The sequence below is a fragment of the Rhodococcus sp. NPDC060176 genome, from assembly GCF_042728675.1.
Lineage (GTDB): Bacteria > Actinomycetota > Actinomycetes > Mycobacteriales > Mycobacteriaceae > Rhodococcus_F.
This window is the reverse complement of the sequence record NZ_JBHWYS010000001.1, coordinates 591,529-607,214: the sequence shown is the minus strand read 5'-3', so window position 1 is coordinate 607,214 and position 15,686 is coordinate 591,529. Positions and strand designations below refer to the sequence as shown.

The following is a 15,686-nucleotide window of genomic DNA, read 5'->3' as shown; positions in this document are numbered from 1 at the left end:
GTTTACACAGGGACCCAACGCGCTGACGGTAAAAGGCCAGCCGGCGCTTCAACACATAGATTTCGCTGTTTTGGATTCTTTTCGATTTCCCGACCGGCAGGGCTTCCCCGATTCTTATCGCGCATTCATCCGGCACGCAGGTTGGGCGCGGACCTTCGGACTCTGGCTCATCTATCCGCCCGTCCTTCCCGGATTTGCCGACGGCTGGCAAGGGCGCGCCCGCAACCTCACCGCTCATCTTCGGTCCGTCTACCGAGAAGGACGGGATGACGAGTTCGATTGGATGATCGAACCCGACGGCGATTGGTCACTCCCTGAATCGCTGCAAGTTTTCGGATGGAGCGAAAACGGTGACGCACTGCTGTGGGACACAGCATCACGCGGCACCGACGGAGAGTTTCCGGTTTGGGAATCGCGCTCGTTCAACTCTCTCCACCGTCTCGGCGGGAGCCTCCACGAAGTACTACCGTCCATTCGCACCCGGACTCTGGGTCTGTTCGAACCTCGCACCTTCGACATCGAGCCACTCCAGCCCACCTCGCTCTGATCTACGCGTCCGGTCATTGATCGACGGTGAAGTCCCGAGCGATGCTCAGAGGTGCACCGCGCTCAGTTTCGACGTCGACAGTGACGGTGTAAGTGCCAGGATCGTAGATAAGGGTGTTGGTACCGAAGGCTCCGCCCCCTTGGCAGATGTTGAATCCGGTGTCGTCGTAACGCGCGATTTCTGTTCCCTCACTGTTGGTAATTCGCGCGTGACCTCTGCAGTATCCGAGGTCACTGCCTTCTGGTCGGTTCAGCTTCCAGTGGTAATTGATGTCCACGTAGAAACGACCGTTGTTCTTGTGAACGTCCGAGATCTCGTAATGATCTGGCCCACGGGTGAATCCGAATCCGTTTGGGGTGATCTTCGTGATCAGTTCGAGAGTGGCGCCAGTATTGTTCGGCGACGGCGCAGTCGAGGTCGCGCGGACAGGTCCCCTACTTTCCAGGGTGTATTCGAGGTGATTGTCACCATTGAATTCGCCGGCGATTCCCGTGATATTGGCCATCAACTGACTCGGGAGCGCGGTGAACAGGGACGTGACGACACTCATCTTGTGCAGAATCCGACCTTGACTGTCGCCTACTGCGCCTGTCGCCCCGGCAAGTCCACATTGAGCGAGATCGCCGAGCGCCTTGGTGAATTCGCCGACGTTGGCCTTACTCGGGTCAGTCAAACTCTCGTATACCGTCACCAAACAGTCGTAGGCAGATTTGGTCGTCTGAAATGCATCGACCAGTTCGTCTCCTTGGATCCCGTACATGTCGAGACCGGTAAGAATCGTCTCCAATTGTAGTGCGGCGGCATCGACATCGAGGCGGACGACCCCTGTGGTCGTGCCGGCAGGTAACACTAGTGTGCCATTGCCTTTCGGGGTCAACAGTCCCGAGTTCCCGCCACTTAAACTGGATCGAAGCAATACCGCAAGTTGATCAGTCCCTTGCAACGGTCCTTGATTCACGAATTGGCCGGGCGGTTGGGATTTGACTTCGTAATATTGTGCGGAATTCGTGGCAAGGTCGACGGCGATCCCTTCCTCGGCAGCGCGGAGGCAAGCAGCAACTACCCCCGATTTAGAGGCAGTGAGCGTGTATTGCCTGCCTGTAAGGTCGAGTTCGCTTTTCTCAGAGCATAATTCATCGGATCCTCCTTCGCTCGCCGCCCATACCTGGGTGAAAGAGTCGGTGAGCACTTGCCCGACGTCGGTAAGGAGGACTTGGAAACTGCTGAGGTGAGTGGTTGTAGTCGTCACGGATTTCGACACCGCGTTCCATTCGGCAGGAAGCAGGTCACTACTGACAGGATCATCGGAGTTGACCGCGACGATCGGTCGAACGGAATCGCTGATCTGTCGGACGATCTCGGGTTGTCCAGACAAGTCGAAGGTCAACGTGATCGGCTTCTCGGGCTGTAGTCCATCTCCGAGAGTGAGCTGCGCCGGGGTTGTCGAGACCAACTCTGCCGGAAAGACTTTACGGTTCGTCCCGACGCCACTCGAGAGCGTGAGCGTGGTCCCGATATCCGCGACTCCCGCGGGCGCTGTTGCAGTGACACCGAGCTGACCGATCTTCCCACTGACCGATACACCGTCCTCGCCAACTTCAGCCTCGACGGGTCCATCACTTACCGAGGCCTCGACAGTTGTAGTCACGGGCGCCCCTGTTGTCACGGGAGTGTCGGACGAACTACACGAGAGCAGAGGGAAGCACAGCATCGCCAACACGATGACCATGACTGACCGAACCGAAGGGATTTTCACCGGCAGAACCTCCTGAATTTTCGCTCCTGAGCAGGGACAGGCCACCGACAGGGCGAACTCAGAGAGTTTTAACACGACTTGGGACTAGGTATCTGTAGTCCATCCAACGGACACCGACACAACAAAGAGCCTCTTCGATTCCGGTAGCGATGATCACATAATTCTGTTAGCGTTGTTTACATGAGCTCGAAAGCAAAGATTCTGGCCGCAGCGACCGAGCTGCTCAACACCTCCCCCAACGGCGACATATCCACCCGCGCCGTGTGCGAGATGGCCGGCGTCGGCGCCCCCGCGCTCTACCGTCAGTTCGGCGACAAGGACGGACTGCTCGCAGCCGTCGTCGAGGCAGGTTTCTTCGAATATCTCGAAGGCAAACGCGCTGCGACACCTTCCGATGACCCCGTTGCCGATCTACGGGCCGGCTGGGATGCACATACAGCCTTCGCGCTCGCGCATCCCGCTCACTACCGGCTGATGCACTCACCCTCCGCCCAGAGCGCAGACACTGCCTTGCAGGCTCAGGCGTTACTTCGATCGGTTCTCGAACGATGTGCTGCCGCAGGTGTTCTGACCGTATCGGTCGACGTGGCTACGCAGATGGTGCTGTCCGCCAATGCGGGCGTCGCGCTGATGCTCGTCGTAAGGCCGGAACAGTACCCCGATCCGACGCTGTCACAGCGAGTTCGCGACGGAATCTTCGCGTCCATCATCGACGAATCCGGCGCCCACCCGGAAACCTCACTCAACAGAGTTGCATCCACTCTCGACGCCCAACTGGCCGCCGCGGATTCAACTTCCCTCTCCACCAACGAAGTCGGTCTGATGCGAGAGTGGCTCCGCAAGCTGTCCGATGCACCCGAAACCACTTCAGGAGTTACATCATGACTGACACCACTACCCGCGTCGCAATCGTCACCGGAGCTTCCGGCGGCATCGGGCGAGCGACTGCAGAGAAGCTCGCCGCCGACGGAATGGCTGTCGCCGTGCACTATTCAGGAAACCGTCAACGCGCCCAGGAAACAGTCGACACCATCGTCGCAGCGGGCGGTCGCGCCATCGCGGTGCATGCCGACGTCGCCGACGAAGGTGAAGTCGCCACACTGTTCGATACGGTAGAGAAGGAGTTCGGAGGCATCGACGTCGTCGTTCACGCAGCCGGAATCATGATCCTCTCCACCGTCGCAGAACTGAACTTCGACGATTTCGATCGGATGCATCGGACCAACGTCCGAGGAACCTTCGTGGTCGACCAGCAGGCAGCCAGACGTGTCCGGCGCGGCGGTGCGATCATCAATTTCTCTACTTCGGTGAAAAAGCTGGCCTTCCCGACCTATGCCGCGTACGCCGCGACCAAAGGCGCTGTCGACGCGATCACCCTGGTTCTCGCGAAAGAGCTACGCGGACGCGACATCACGGTCAACGCGGTAGCCCCTGGCCCCACAGCCACCGACCTGTTCTTGGACGGGAAAGACGAAGCTACAGTGGAGAATCTGTCCAAGCTGGCTCCCCTGGAGCGGCTCGGCACCCCGGTGGACATCGCGGAGGCTGTCGCGTTCCTCGCCGGCCCAGCTCGCTGGGTCAACGGCCAGGTCGTCTACGTCAACGGCGGCGTGATCTAGCGACACTGTCCTCTAAGGACCACACCTTGCTAATTCCGACAAAACAGTCAAACCAGTCGACTTTGGTTGTAATGTGCAAACAATGGAAAACCAGGATCGAGGGTCCGCCCGGACGTCACGGCGACAGTTCATCAGCGTTGCGGGGCTGGCGGCAACCGCCGTCATAACCTTCGCGACCTCGTCGACCGCCGGCGCCGCCGGCCCCGTCGCGCCCAATCCAGGTTCACGGGTCGGCGATCCTGCAGAAGCCCAAGCGGTACAGCGCGTCGCAGAGACACTGCTGAACGGTGGAGTTCCCGGTCTTGCCTTCGCCATCGTCAAACCGGATGAGAAGAACCGCAAGGCGAGTGTCACCACTACGTACCACTACGGTCATGCCGACGTCGAAAACGGCGTGAGAGTCACTCCGCGAACGCAATTCGAGATCGCCTCGGAGACCAAGACCTTCACCGCTGCACTACTGGCGAAACTGATCGCTCGGGGAGAAGTCGGATTGGACGACCTGGCGAGCAAGTATTCGGATGGCAACCCGCTGCCGAAAGGCAGCGGTGGCGAGGAGATCACGCTTCGCCAACTGGTCACCCACCGTTCGGGTCTCAGCGACGACCCGCCCAATCTTTCGGCAGGATGTGCCGATCCCACACAATCGTGCACGGACGAGAAGGCGAAGTACACCAGAAATATGCTCTGGGAAGGACTCCAAGACCCCCGCGCCTTGGCGTTCTCCCCCGGTAGCCACTGGCTGTATTCGGACTTCGGGTTCGGTCTGCTCGGCACACTCATGGCAGACAAGATCATTCCGGGACAGGAGAAGCCGCCTTTCGCGGCAGCGGTCGCCCGCGAAATCACCGACCCGCTCGGGATGATGGGTACCGTGATCGAGTCCAAAGCAACCGATCTGGCCGTTCCGTACTACCTCGACGGCGCAAGAGCGCCTCTGTGGAACAACACGGGTGCGATCGCCGGCGGGGGTGGCCTGGTCAGCACCGCTGAGGACATGTCGATCTGGGCCGCAACAACTCTCGGCTACGGCAATAACCCGCTCAAACCGGTACTCACCTCGATGCTCGATCAGATCGCCACCCAGGCTCCGGAGAATCCGGCCTTCGGAATGGGAATGGCGTGGCAGCTCCAACCCCCGACGCCGAACTTCCCACAATGGTTCGCCAAGAAGAACGGTGGCAGCACGGGTTCCAACTGCATCACCCTGTTGGTCCCCGACAGTGGCTGGTCGATCACGATTCTGGCGAACGGTGGAAACGCGGCGATGATCGACCCTGCAGCAGAGAACCTGATGCATGATCTGGTTCCGAGACGACCGCTATTCGGTAGCTCGACCGGAAGTTCGTCGGGCAGCGACGTCGGCTTCCAGACCGGGTCATTCGGATAGACCCACTTACCTACGGGCGCTACATCTTCGTCGAGCGCGCCATCACGAAGCAGTAGAGCCCGTATGTGATGATGCCCAATCCGGCAAGGATCAGCAGGGCGACTCCGTACGGTTGCGCACCCAGCGTCTTGAACGCTCCGTCGAGGCCGGAGGCCTTTCCTGGTTCGGAGTTGTTGACCGCGAGCAGAACCAGAATGCCGACCGCGGCGATGGCCAAGCCCTTGGCAACGTACCCGACGGTTCCGAGTCGGCGCACGAAGGTGCTGGGTGTGCCTTTCAGATCATCCAGGAAGTTCTGACTCGCGCCCTTGTACACGTGGTAAAGACCAACAGCGATGATGACGATCCCGCCGAGCACCAATGCGATAGTTCCAAGCGTGTTCTCCATCAGACGTGCCGTGATTCCCGCACTCTGACCACTGCTCGACTTACCGCTACCGCGCGCGAATCCAAATGCAGTGAACGCAAAACCGAAATAGACGAGCGAGATGCCCAAAGCTTTGGCGCGATCGAAGAACTCCTTCTTCTTGTCGTCCGAGGACGGCGACGACGAGCTTCCCAGCGCCGCCTCGGCCAATCTCCACAACGCCATGGCAAGGAAGGCGACGACGCCGAACCACAGGGCGAAGACGCCCCCTGGCTTTCCTGCCAACTCGGCCATCGCACCCGATTGGTCCGCAGACCCGGATCCACCGAGAGCTACGCGGATCGCGATATATCCGATCAGCAGGTGAACGACACCGCTGACGATGAATCCGGCACGGGCAAAGCGCTCGAAGACGTTGTTCTGTGCGACGTCAGCGGCCGTCGACGCGACGCTTTTCTGGTCCTGCGGTGACGATTCTTTGTTCATCATGATCGACGAACCATATACGGACCGACGCTTCCCTCGAACGCGTGCATGAAGGGTTTCGAGGTCAAGGGTTGCGAGGGTTCTGATCCGGCGCCGATCGCGGTTCTTCGGGGTTGGGGACCTTCGGGTTGGGAACCTTCGGGTCGATCGTGTCTGCGTGATCTCTTTGCTGGTTCAGTTCCTCGCGAGAACTCGTCGCCTCTTTCCGGTGTTGCGCTGCATGGTGTTGCAGCGCAGACGCTTCCGCCGCTTTGGCGTCCGCCTCCGCTTTCACCATGCGCGCCTTGGCTGCCGTCTCTTCTGCCCGCGCCTCGCGCTCGCCGACTTGCAGCGACTTGTCTGCGACGTCTTCGCGGATCTGTTCTGCCTCGATGTGTCGACGCTCGTCACGTCTGTTTCGCGCCACCCACAGGAGTGCGGCCACGATCGCTATCACCACGACCACGGCAACAATTATCCAGATAATGCTGCTGGTACTCATACTGCGAGAGGTACCCACCTGCGACTTTCTCACACGCAGGCAAACAAATACGCCGAATTACAGGTCGGTCGGATGTGTGTTGGCTCCGCATAAAACCACGCACAGTTCACCGCCGGACGGCTGCGTAACCGTTCCGTTCAGAACCGGAACCAATGCTGCTGCGGTTCCCAACTCCACCAGAATCCGGAACTCTCGCCACAGGAATGCCCGAGCCTGCCGGATCGAATCATCCTCGACCACAACACTGTCTACCGAACTCTCATGCAGTGTCTCCCAGGCGATGGCGCCAATGCGTGTGGCCCCCAATGAATCCCCCGCGATGCTGTTCACTTCGATGTCGACCGGGCGACCCGCATCGAGCGAGGTATGCAAGGTGGCGGCTCCGGTCGGCTCGACGGCTACTACTTGGTCTTCGGGACGTGCCGCCGCGGCGATTCCAGAGACCAGACCACCACCGCCGACTGCAATGCAATAGGTGATCGGTCCGGACGCCTCGTCTTCGATCTCGAGAGCGATGGTGCCGGCCCCACTGACGATGTCGGGCAGGTCGTAGGCGTGCAGTTCGAGCGCGCCGCTCGCGCGTGCGATCTCCGCCGCAGCGGCAGCAGCGAGTGCGTAGCGATCGCCTACCTTGTGAACGGTGGCGCCCAACTCCCCGAGCGCCTTCACCTTTGCGTCGGGCGCGGTCTCCGGCACCACCACTGTGCATGTGAGTCCTCGTCGCCGCGCCGCCCACGCGGCTCCGATCGCAGCATTGCCACCGGACGCGATCACCACGCCGGCATCGGGCATGGTGCCGTTGGCTACAGCTCGTTCCACTGCATTGAGACTGCCGCGCACTTTGAAGGAACCGCCGTGCTGGAGGTACTCGAGCTTGAACAGAACCGGTACCTCGCCGTGTGGCGTCGGCAGTGCAGTTCGAAAGATCGGGGTACGCCGCGCCAACCCTGCGATACGAGTCCGTGCGGCTTCGACGTCCGAGCGCTCGATTGCCAGCGGACCTGCGTTGTTGTCGGCGGTGAGAGTCATGCACCAACCCTACGGTTCGCAACGTCGACACGAAGCAGTCGGTCCACTGTGATCAAGATGTCTGTTTTTCACCAAATACTGCCCGCATCTGACCGAGACATCGGCCTTCCAGGTGAATAAATTTACTACTACAAGCACAACGACGACATCAAGGAAAGGCACACGCCATGTCGAAGATCGCAGTATTCGGTGGAAACGGTTTTGCAGGAAGTGCAATCGCGAAGGAAGCCACTTCACGCGGCCACGAGGTGACCGTCGTCGCCCGCAGTGCGCAGTCCGGAACCGAGGCGAATGTCGTACAGGGTTCCGTTCACGACAACGCGATCGTGGAGCAGGTCACGGCGGACAACGACGTCGTTGTCGTAGCCATCCCCGCCCGCGAGATCGACGGCAAGCGCCTGCTCGACGCCGTCACTCCCCTCGCAGATGCCGCCGCACGCAACGATGCTCGCATTGCCGTAGTCGGTGGCGCCGGCAGCTTGTTGGTCGCCGAGGGCGGGCCACGCGTCGTCGACACCCCCGACTTCCCGGACGCATACAAGGGTGAGGCGCTCGCTCACGCCGAGGTCCTCGATGCGCTCCGCGCGACTGACAGCAATGTCGACTGGTTCTACGTGAGCCCGGCCGCAGCATTCGGCGCCCACGCCGGCGTCGCTCCGAAGGGATCATTCCAGGTGGGTGGCGACGTTCTCCTGACGGACGCCGAGGGCAATTCCGCTATCGCAGGCGAAGATTACGCACACGCTTTTGTCGACGAGATCGAGACTCCGGCTCACCGTCGCCAGCGTTTCACCGTCGCACACTGAGCATGGGCAACCTCCGCAGGCGCGCAGCCTGGATGACTGTCCCCGCTGCCGCCGCCCTCCTGCTCACCGCTTGCTCCAACGACACGGAATCCGCAACCCCCAGCAGTTCTACGACGGCCGCAAATGTTGTTGCCGGACAAGGCGATCAACTCGAATCCAACAAGACCATCGTCACGGATTTCTACGAACTGGCGTTCAACGGCCGTCAGGTTCAGCAGGCCGCCGACCGGTACATCGGCGACGTCTACATCCAGCACAACACCACCGCCGCCGACGGGGCAGCCGGATTTGTCAGCGGCATAGGCGGTTACGTCGAGGCCACACCCGGATTGCATGCCGAGATCACTCGCGTTTTCGCCGAGGGCGATCTTGTTGCCCTCCAGTCCCACACCACTTCTGCGCCCGGCGACCGCGGCCAGGCCGTGTTCGACATCTTCCGCGTCGACAACGGCAAGATCGTCGAACACTGGGATGCCATTCAAGACGTGCCCGAAACGTCCGCGAATCCGAACACGATGTTCGACGGGCCAACCTCTTCGCCGTCCAAGACGTCAGAAGTATTGGAACGCAATACTGCCAACGCCCTGACCTTCCTACAGCTCGCCTTCAACGAGGGCAAAGCCGCCGAGGCTGCCGACCAGCTGGTCGGCCCGAGCTACACGCAGCACAACCCCTCGTTCGCAGACGGTAAGGATGCGTTTGTCACGGCACTGGCCGGGGTCGAACCTGTTACCGGAGACAAGGCCACCAAGTTTCCGCGAACGGTAGCCGAGGGAGACTTCGTCTTCGTCCAGACCTTCGCTTCGTCCGGTGAAGGAACGGCTGGCAGCGGCTCGATGGATATCTTCCGCTTCGACGAGAACGGCAAGATCGTCGAGCATTGGGACGCCGTCCAGGACTACCCGTCGACGACTGCCAGCGGCAACACCGTGTGGGACGACGGTCGCTGAGGCCTCGCAACACAAGCCAATGGAGCATAGGCGCAATGGCGGGAGCTGGTTCCCGCCATCGTGCCGTCTGCGCAGCCACATTCGACGGTACCGTTCACCCATGCCCCTGCGACGTTCGATCGCAATCGCGCTCCTGCTGTGCGTTTCCAGCGGATGCGCACATTCCCGCGAGCCGGCGATCGCACGACCTCATGCCGAAATAGGCGAATCCGCAGTCTGCAATCTCCCTGACGAAGGTCGGTTTCTGGGTATCGAACCGCCGCCTGAGATCGCACAAGCGCATTGGTTTCGCAGCGGAACGGTGCCACCGGATTTCGAGCCCGCAGCGGCAGTCACCTGCGACGAATCGTTCGGCCCCTCGATCACCGCGAATCTCACGACCAACTTCTACGAGCACCGGTGGGAGGGAGATTTCACCGCTGCTGTCGCGAAGCTCAATGCACCGTCAGAGGGTCGACGTCGGGATCAGGGCAGTTGCCCGGTAGCGAGCACGGTACCGCTCGCGGATTTGTGGTTGATCGACGCACGGGGACGTATCGTCCGCCCGTCGTATCCGGTCGACGAATGTGGCTTCCAACAGCTGGGAGGACTGGTCGAGATCGAGAAGCTCGACGAAGTCAGGCGGACCGAGCACATCGTTTCGCTTACCCCAGATGCGGTCCTCCAACGGATCGGGTGCGGCACGATTCGGTTGACGCCCACGATCGGTGAACAACATCTGGTCGCCGAGCGCTACTGGGTGAGCGACGGCATCTGTCGGTACACCGCGGCCGCAGGCGGCGAAGTCGTCTTCGCGGGCGCGACACAACTGAGTGAGAGCTTCGGCGAATCGTTCGAGCACCTACGCCGGGCGGACGCATGCTCGGAAGTCGCTCGAACCACTGTCGGCACCACCCTGACGCGTGCAGAGCCGGGCTATACCGAACCGATTCCGGTACTCATCGAAGTAGACGGTTGCCAACGAATCTTGATCCAGGGACACGTGCCATTGCAGGCGTCGCCCCAGATCATTGCGCGCGTGGCCTAGCCGACTGCAATTGCGAATCAGCCGACGTTGATCCGTTCTGTATCGCCGTCGTAGTAGTCCAACAATCTCTGGTCCATCACCCGACGCCACAGCGGCGGTATCCATGCGATCACGATCATCACCGCATAACCGGCCGGAAGTTGCGGGGCTTCGGCTGCGCTGCGCAAGCTTTGGTACCGCAGCTTCGGGTTGGCGTGATGGTCGCTGTGTCGCTGCAACTGATAGAGGAACAGATTGCTCACCACGTGATCGCTGTTCCAACTGTCAGCCGGGCTGCAGCGCACATACGAGCCGTCGGCACGCTTGCCACGCAGCAGACCGTAATGCTCGAGGTAGTTCGCGGCTTCGAGGAAGGTGAATCCGGCGACTGCCTGCAGCAGCAGCCAGGGTGCTACCTCCCAACCGAAGATGCCGATCAGCGTCGCGAAGAGGACAACACTCATCGCCCAGGCGTTGAGGACGTTGTTTTCGAAACTCCAGGTTCGCTTGCCTTTCCGCTGGAGTCGAGCGCTCTCGATACGCCAGGCAGAACGCAGGCCGCCGACCACACTTCGTGGCAAGAACCTCCAAAAGCTCTCACCGAACCGCGAGCTGGCCGGGTCCTGCGGAGTAGCTACACGCACATGGTGGCCGAAGTTGTGTTCGACGTAGAAGTGCCCGTACAGAGACTGTGCAAGCGCCACTTTCGCGAGCCACTGCTCGACCTTCTCGCTCTTGTGGCCAAGTTCGTGTGCTGCGTTGATACCCACACCGGCGACGACGCCCACCGTGAACGACATCGCGATCTTCTCCGCGATTCCCATCGGAGCGTTGATCCAGCACCAGCAGGCAAAGACCAGACCGGCATATTGCAAGGGGAGGAACGCGTAAGTGCACCAGCGGTAGTAGCGGTCCTTCTGCAGTCCGGGGATCGCACCGTCCGGCGGACTCTCGCCGTCTTCACCGGCCAGCATGTCGATGATCGGGATGACGATGACCAGCAACCACGCGCCGGTCGCCCAGAACAATCCGAGACGCAGGTTGTCGACGAGAAACCAGGAGATGAACGGGCTGAGCGGGATGAGCAATCCGAGCGGCCACAGGTACCTCTTGCGATCGCGCCAGCGCGGCTTTTCGGCGGACGACGAGTCTGTGTTCTGGACAGCGTTCGGTTCGGTGCGCCGTGCGTCGGAAGTCGCTGTCATTCGCCGATCTCGCCTTTCGTCCCCTCGAACGGTTCGCCCCACGCACCGTTCACGCTCAGCAAACCAGAACTATTGTCCGGACGGGTATGGTCCCGAAATCCAGAGCGCCCTGCTCGAAAGACGGCACGAGCGCTTGTACTCACCAAAAACTCCCCCGCGCATCACTGCTCACCCCGACAGTGGATACGGACAAAATACCCCACCGATCTGCGGGGATGGCGACCACCTCCGCACGACGCCGAGGATCGGAGATCCCTGCCAAGGCAAGGTCGAACCGCGTTGCCCTCGTCGAAGTAACGGTAACCGGCAGTGACAGAAATCATAAGCAGAGGACAGGATTTCCGCTCGTAGTGGCAACCAAAAAGACTGCGCGCCCTCAACTGGTCAGTTGCGGGCGCGCAGTCAAAAGGTGAGCAAGCGTCAGAGCCTTGCGAACACCTTCGTTGTCACTTCGTTCAGCCAACCGTTCGCGGTCACGAAATCGGTGACGCTCGACTGCAATCCGAAAACATGCCCGGCCTGCGCCGCCGGCAGCCTTGTGAAGAGGTTGTCGTCGAGGACCGCCTGAACCGCCGCACTGGTCGATCCGTCCGCATTCAGCGGATACAGCACGACCGTCACGCCATTCATGATGTCGGCCAACTGCTCCATCGGATAGGACTCGTATCCGGCGTCGGTGTAATTGGTCGGTACACCAGGCCCGTACGCCAACCCGAGTTCGTTGACGACCAAATTGCCGATCGCACCGGTGGGTTGCTGGACCGAGAATGTGCCGGGGGCGTCTCCGAGTGAGATGTGAATCCACTTGTTGTTCGCGATCACGTCAGCGTACTCGCCACGGACACGTTCGAGATTCTCTTCGTAGGCAGTCCGCGTCGACTCGAGCACGTCGGTCTTACCAATTGCCTCAGCGAGCTCGGCGGTGATCGTTTTCCAGTCGCCTCGGCTCTCTCCCTTGACGATGACGGTGGGTGCAATGCCGGACAGACGGTCGAACGCCGCTTGGTCCACCTCGTCGGCGTCGCCGACAATGACGTCGGGATCTGCCGCAGCGATCGCTTCGAAGTTCATTTCCCCGAAAGGCCCGATGGTCGGGAGCCCGTCGACGAAAGCCTGTTGCTCCGGCGTGAATTCACTGATCCACTTGCCGTAGTCCTGCACAGCAGCTGGTTTCACTCCGAGGGACATGAGCTGCCAGGGAGTGTCGTACGACGCGGCGACGACGCGCTCGGGTGAAACCGGAACCTCGATGTCCCCGTACGCCGACGCGACGGTCCGGACGTCCGTCTGCTCGGAATCGGCCGACGACGAGGAACAGCCGGTCATCACCATCGCACCGACGACGGCCGCTGCCGCCGCTGCGATGACTCTGGAACCGACAGAAAATGATCGAATTGCGCGCACGCAGAACTCCTACAGGGTGATTGTTTAGCCAACCCTAAGTTGATTCTGCGGTGCTACACAAGTCCGATCGAGGCCGCTTGAGTCGCTGTTCGGACTAGTCCTGTAGCCAATCGGTCATTGGTGCGCGCGGATGATCGATCAGGCTTGCGAACTCGCCCGGAGTCACACCCATCGTTCGACGAAATGCCGCGCCGAACGCGCTTTCGGAACGAAAACCCGTCCTCCTCGATACAAACGAGATGCTTCGACCGAGCGCCAGAAGTTGCATCGCGTGATGAGCCCGCAGCCGCATACGCCATTCCGAGAAGGTCAATCCGGTCTCGGCCGGAAACCTTCGGGTGAGAGTCCTCGTACTGACCCTCGCGTCGGTGGCCCACTCCTCGACCGATCGGGTGTCGGCCGGGCTGGCAACCAATTGATCTGCGATCTTCCGAAGCCACGGCGTCGTCGGCAGCGGTACATCGAAAATCAGTCGCGGAACAGGTTCGACGAGGTCGACGGCAAACGCCTCGGCTCGCCGACGCTCCGCATCCGTCAAGTCGTCTCGGGTGAGGTGATCGAGTACCTGTTCGAGCAGCGGCGGGGTGGACAAGGCCACCACACGATCCAACCCCGTCACGTCGGATGCCACCAACCACGTGCACGACAATTCGGTACCGCTGCGCGCTGTCACCTCGTGGGGAACAAAAGACGGGATCCACAGACTGACCCCGCTGGGCACCGTGTACACAGTCTCCGGAGTACGGACCTCGAGAACACCGTCGATCGCCCACAGCAATTCGTGATCGCTGTGGCGGTGCATCTCCCAGGTGTAGTCGGAGTCGACGGCCAGCCGATTGGTCGCCAACCGCAGGTACCCGTCGGCACTGACGCGCAGCGGGCGCACGACGCGTTGCCACTCGGACAGTTCGTCGAGCGGGCTGCTGAGCGGGTAGTCGATCTGCTCGCTCACCGCAGCGTCGACAGTTCGGGATGGCCGAACAGGCCAGGTAGCCCACCGGTGTGCAGGAAGACCGTTTTCGATCCCGTCGTGATGGCTTTGTCCTCCGCGAGTTGGATCAATCCCGCAAAGGCTCGGCCGGTGTACGTCGGGTCGAGGAAGATGCCCTCCGTACGCGCCAAGTATCGGATCGCGCCGGCTGACGCTTCCGTGAGCGTCGAATAGCCTTGGCCAACTTGGTTTCGCAGGATCTGAAGTTCCTCGGCGCGCACGGTCGGACCAGGCATCTCGTCCAATAACCCAGCGACAGTCGACACCGGGTCGGCAACGGCCCCGACATCGACACCGACAACTCTGTCGACGCCGAGATGCGCGACAAGGCCGGCCATCGTTCCGCCCGATCCGAGTGCAACCACGACGTGTTCCACTCCGGCGAGTTGCTGCTCGATCTCGCGTGCGCAGTCGACGTAACCCTGCGCAGCCACCGCGCTGGTACCACCGAAGGGAATGACAAAAGGTACACCGCCCGAGTCAGCGACAGCCTCCGCCGCGGCGTCGACCGCGGATGCCGTGTCCCCACCTGCCCAGACGATCTCAGCGCCTGCGAGTGCATCCAGAATGAGATTGCCCTGCACGGATTCCGGCTCGGCACCACCGAGTACCAGGACACAACGCAATCCCAACCGAGCTGCTGCCGAAGCAGTCAACCGAGCGTGATTGCTTTGCGGTGCACCGGTAGTGATCAGTGTCGTCGCGCCGACGGCCAAAGCCTGAGCGCAGGTGTACTGCAATTTTCTGATCTTGTTGCCGCCGCCGCCCAGGCCGGTGACGTCGTCACGTTTGATCCACAGATCTTCCGGCCCCAATCCGAGTGCCTGCGCGCAACGCGCCAAAGGTTCGACGGGCGTCGGCCAACTGCCCAAGCTGATCGGTTGTACGGCGGAACTGAACATTTGACGAGTCTAGTTCGACGGTCCATCTACAGTCTGGTCTCGCTTACAGTCTGGATATGGGAACTTTCACGACGACCACACACGACGTGCCGCTGACCGTCAGCCGACCGGATTCGCCAGGTGAGCCGAAGCATGCGGTGGTGGTTCTCCAAGAGGCGTGGGGCGTGAACAAGCACATCGAGAGCATCCTCGAGCGTCTCGCCGATGCCGGCTACCTTGCCGTGGCTCCGCACCTCTACCACCGCGGCGCGCAGACGTCCTTCACCGACTTTCCGTCCGCCAAGGACGCGCTCATGGCACTCGACAGCACAACCATCGGCCACGACGTACGTGCCGCTGTCGACTACAGCCGATCCGAGGGAGCAGACAAGGTCGGCTCCCTCGGATTCTGCATGGGCGGCACCGCGTCACTGTGGTGCGCCGCGGTGCCCCTCGTCGATTCTGCCGTTACCTACTACGGTGGCGGCGTTGCAGAAGCCCGATGGAATGGGATTGCGGCAGGCACCGAACTCGCTACGCAACTGCAGGTCCCATGGCTCGGCCACTACGGCGACCTGGATCCGAGCATCCCACCCGAGAGCGTCGAGCAATTGCGCGCAACTGCCTCCGACCTCGCCCAGGTGTACCGCTATGCCGATGCCGGCCACGCGTTCAACAACGACACTTCGGCCAGCCACTATGCCCCAGATTCTGCTGCCCTCGCGTGGACCCGCACTATGGAGTTCTTCGCCGAAACCCTGTGATTCC

16 protein-coding genes are annotated in these 15,686 nt (G+C 61.2%); 8 read left to right on the top strand and 8 right to left on the bottom strand.

Annotated elements, in window-relative coordinates; all coding sequences use genetic code 11:
* Positions 1-70: 70 nt before the first annotated feature.
* Positions 71-547, top strand: a complete 477-nt coding sequence (locus tag ACFWEM_RS02810) for a hypothetical protein (RefSeq protein WP_378530962.1) — start codon at positions 71-73, stop codon at positions 545-547.
* Positions 548-560: 13 nt separating this feature from the next.
* On the opposite strand, the gene ACFWEM_RS02805 is transcribed toward ACFWEM_RS02810, so the two are convergent.
* Positions 561-1,736, bottom strand: coding sequence for a hypothetical protein (locus tag ACFWEM_RS02805; RefSeq protein WP_378530960.1), 1,176 nt, complete (start codon positions 1,734-1,736; stop codon positions 561-563).
* 747 nt (positions 1,737-2,483) lie between these two features.
* Here ACFWEM_RS02805 and ACFWEM_RS02800 point away from each other — a divergent pair.
* The 3 genes from ACFWEM_RS02800 (at position 2,484) to ACFWEM_RS02790 (ending at position 5,312) form a co-directional block, all read left to right on the top strand.
* Positions 2,484-3,188, top strand: a complete 705-nt coding sequence (locus ACFWEM_RS02800) for a TetR/AcrR family transcriptional regulator (protein ID WP_378530958.1) — start codon at positions 2,484-2,486, stop codon at positions 3,186-3,188.
* Positions 3,185-3,922: an SDR family oxidoreductase gene (locus ACFWEM_RS02795; RefSeq protein WP_378530956.1), complete on the top strand. Its 738-nt coding sequence runs from the start codon at positions 3,185-3,187 to the stop codon at positions 3,920-3,922. The genes ACFWEM_RS02800 and ACFWEM_RS02795 overlap by 4 nt, the downstream gene beginning before the upstream one ends.
* 82 nt (positions 3,923-4,004) lie before the next feature.
* On the top strand, positions 4,005-5,312 hold the full coding sequence (locus ACFWEM_RS02790; RefSeq protein WP_378530954.1) for a serine hydrolase domain-containing protein: 1,308 nt from the start codon (positions 4,005-4,007) through the stop codon (positions 5,310-5,312).
* A 19-nt stretch (positions 5,313-5,331) separates the two neighbouring features.
* On the opposite strand, the gene ACFWEM_RS02785 is transcribed toward ACFWEM_RS02790, so the two are convergent.
* From ACFWEM_RS02785 to ACFWEM_RS02775, 3 genes are all read right to left on the bottom strand, one after another.
* Positions 5,332-6,168: a DUF1206 domain-containing protein gene (locus ACFWEM_RS02785; protein ID WP_378530952.1), complete on the bottom strand. Its 837-nt coding sequence runs from the start codon at positions 6,166-6,168 to the stop codon at positions 5,332-5,334.
* Between the two features lie 61 nt (positions 6,169-6,229).
* Complete coding sequence (locus ACFWEM_RS02780) at positions 6,230-6,646, bottom strand: hypothetical protein (protein WP_378447400.1); 417 nt, start codon at positions 6,644-6,646, stop codon at positions 6,230-6,232.
* Positions 6,647-6,703: 57 nt separating this feature from the next.
* Complete coding sequence (locus tag ACFWEM_RS02775) at positions 6,704-7,675, bottom strand: serine/threonine dehydratase (RefSeq protein WP_378530950.1); 972 nt, start codon at positions 7,673-7,675, stop codon at positions 6,704-6,706.
* Between the two features lie 167 nt (positions 7,676-7,842).
* Here ACFWEM_RS02775 and ACFWEM_RS02770 point away from each other — a divergent pair, with 167 nt between their 5' ends.
* From ACFWEM_RS02770 to ACFWEM_RS02760, 3 genes are all read left to right on the top strand, one after another.
* Positions 7,843-8,481 (top strand): NAD(P)-dependent oxidoreductase, encoded by a 639-nt coding sequence (locus tag ACFWEM_RS02770; RefSeq protein WP_378530948.1) that lies wholly within the window; start codon positions 7,843-7,845, stop codon positions 8,479-8,481.
* A gap of 2 nt (positions 8,482-8,483) precedes the next feature.
* Complete coding sequence (locus tag ACFWEM_RS02765) at positions 8,484-9,431, top strand: nuclear transport factor 2 family protein (protein ID WP_378530946.1); 948 nt, start codon at positions 8,484-8,486, stop codon at positions 9,429-9,431.
* 100 nt (positions 9,432-9,531) lie between these two features.
* A complete protein-coding gene (locus ACFWEM_RS02760; protein ID WP_378530944.1) occupies positions 9,532-10,458 on the top strand; it encodes a hypothetical protein in 927 nt (308 codons plus the stop codon).
* Positions 10,459-10,475: 17 nt separating this feature from the next.
* Here the strand turns inward: ACFWEM_RS02760 and ACFWEM_RS02755 are convergent, their stop codons facing one another.
* The 4 genes from ACFWEM_RS02755 to ACFWEM_RS02740 form a co-directional block, all read right to left on the bottom strand.
* The gene (locus tag ACFWEM_RS02755; RefSeq protein ID WP_378530942.1) at positions 10,476-11,642 is read right to left on the bottom strand and encodes an alkane 1-monooxygenase; all 1,167 of its coding nucleotides are present in this window, start codon (positions 11,640-11,642) and stop codon (positions 10,476-10,478) included.
* A 420-nt stretch (positions 11,643-12,062) separates the two neighbouring features.
* Positions 12,063-13,046, bottom strand: coding sequence for an ABC transporter substrate-binding protein (locus ACFWEM_RS02750; RefSeq protein ID WP_378530940.1), 984 nt, complete (start codon positions 13,044-13,046; stop codon positions 12,063-12,065).
* Between the two features lie 94 nt (positions 13,047-13,140).
* A complete protein-coding gene (locus tag ACFWEM_RS02745; RefSeq protein ID WP_378530938.1) occupies positions 13,141-13,998 on the bottom strand; it encodes an AraC family transcriptional regulator in 858 nt (285 codons plus the stop codon).
* On the bottom strand, positions 13,995-14,939 hold the full coding sequence (locus tag ACFWEM_RS02740; protein WP_378530936.1) for a D-cysteine desulfhydrase family protein: 945 nt from the start codon (positions 14,937-14,939) through the stop codon (positions 13,995-13,997). Before ACFWEM_RS02740 ends, ACFWEM_RS02745 begins: the two co-directional genes overlap by 4 nt.
* A gap of 56 nt (positions 14,940-14,995) precedes the next feature.
* Here ACFWEM_RS02740 and ACFWEM_RS02735 point away from each other — a divergent pair, with 56 nt between their 5' ends.
* On the top strand, positions 14,996-15,682 hold the full coding sequence (locus ACFWEM_RS02735; protein WP_378530934.1) for a dienelactone hydrolase family protein: 687 nt from the start codon (positions 14,996-14,998) through the stop codon (positions 15,680-15,682).
* The last annotated feature ends 4 nt before the right edge of the window (positions 15,683-15,686 follow it).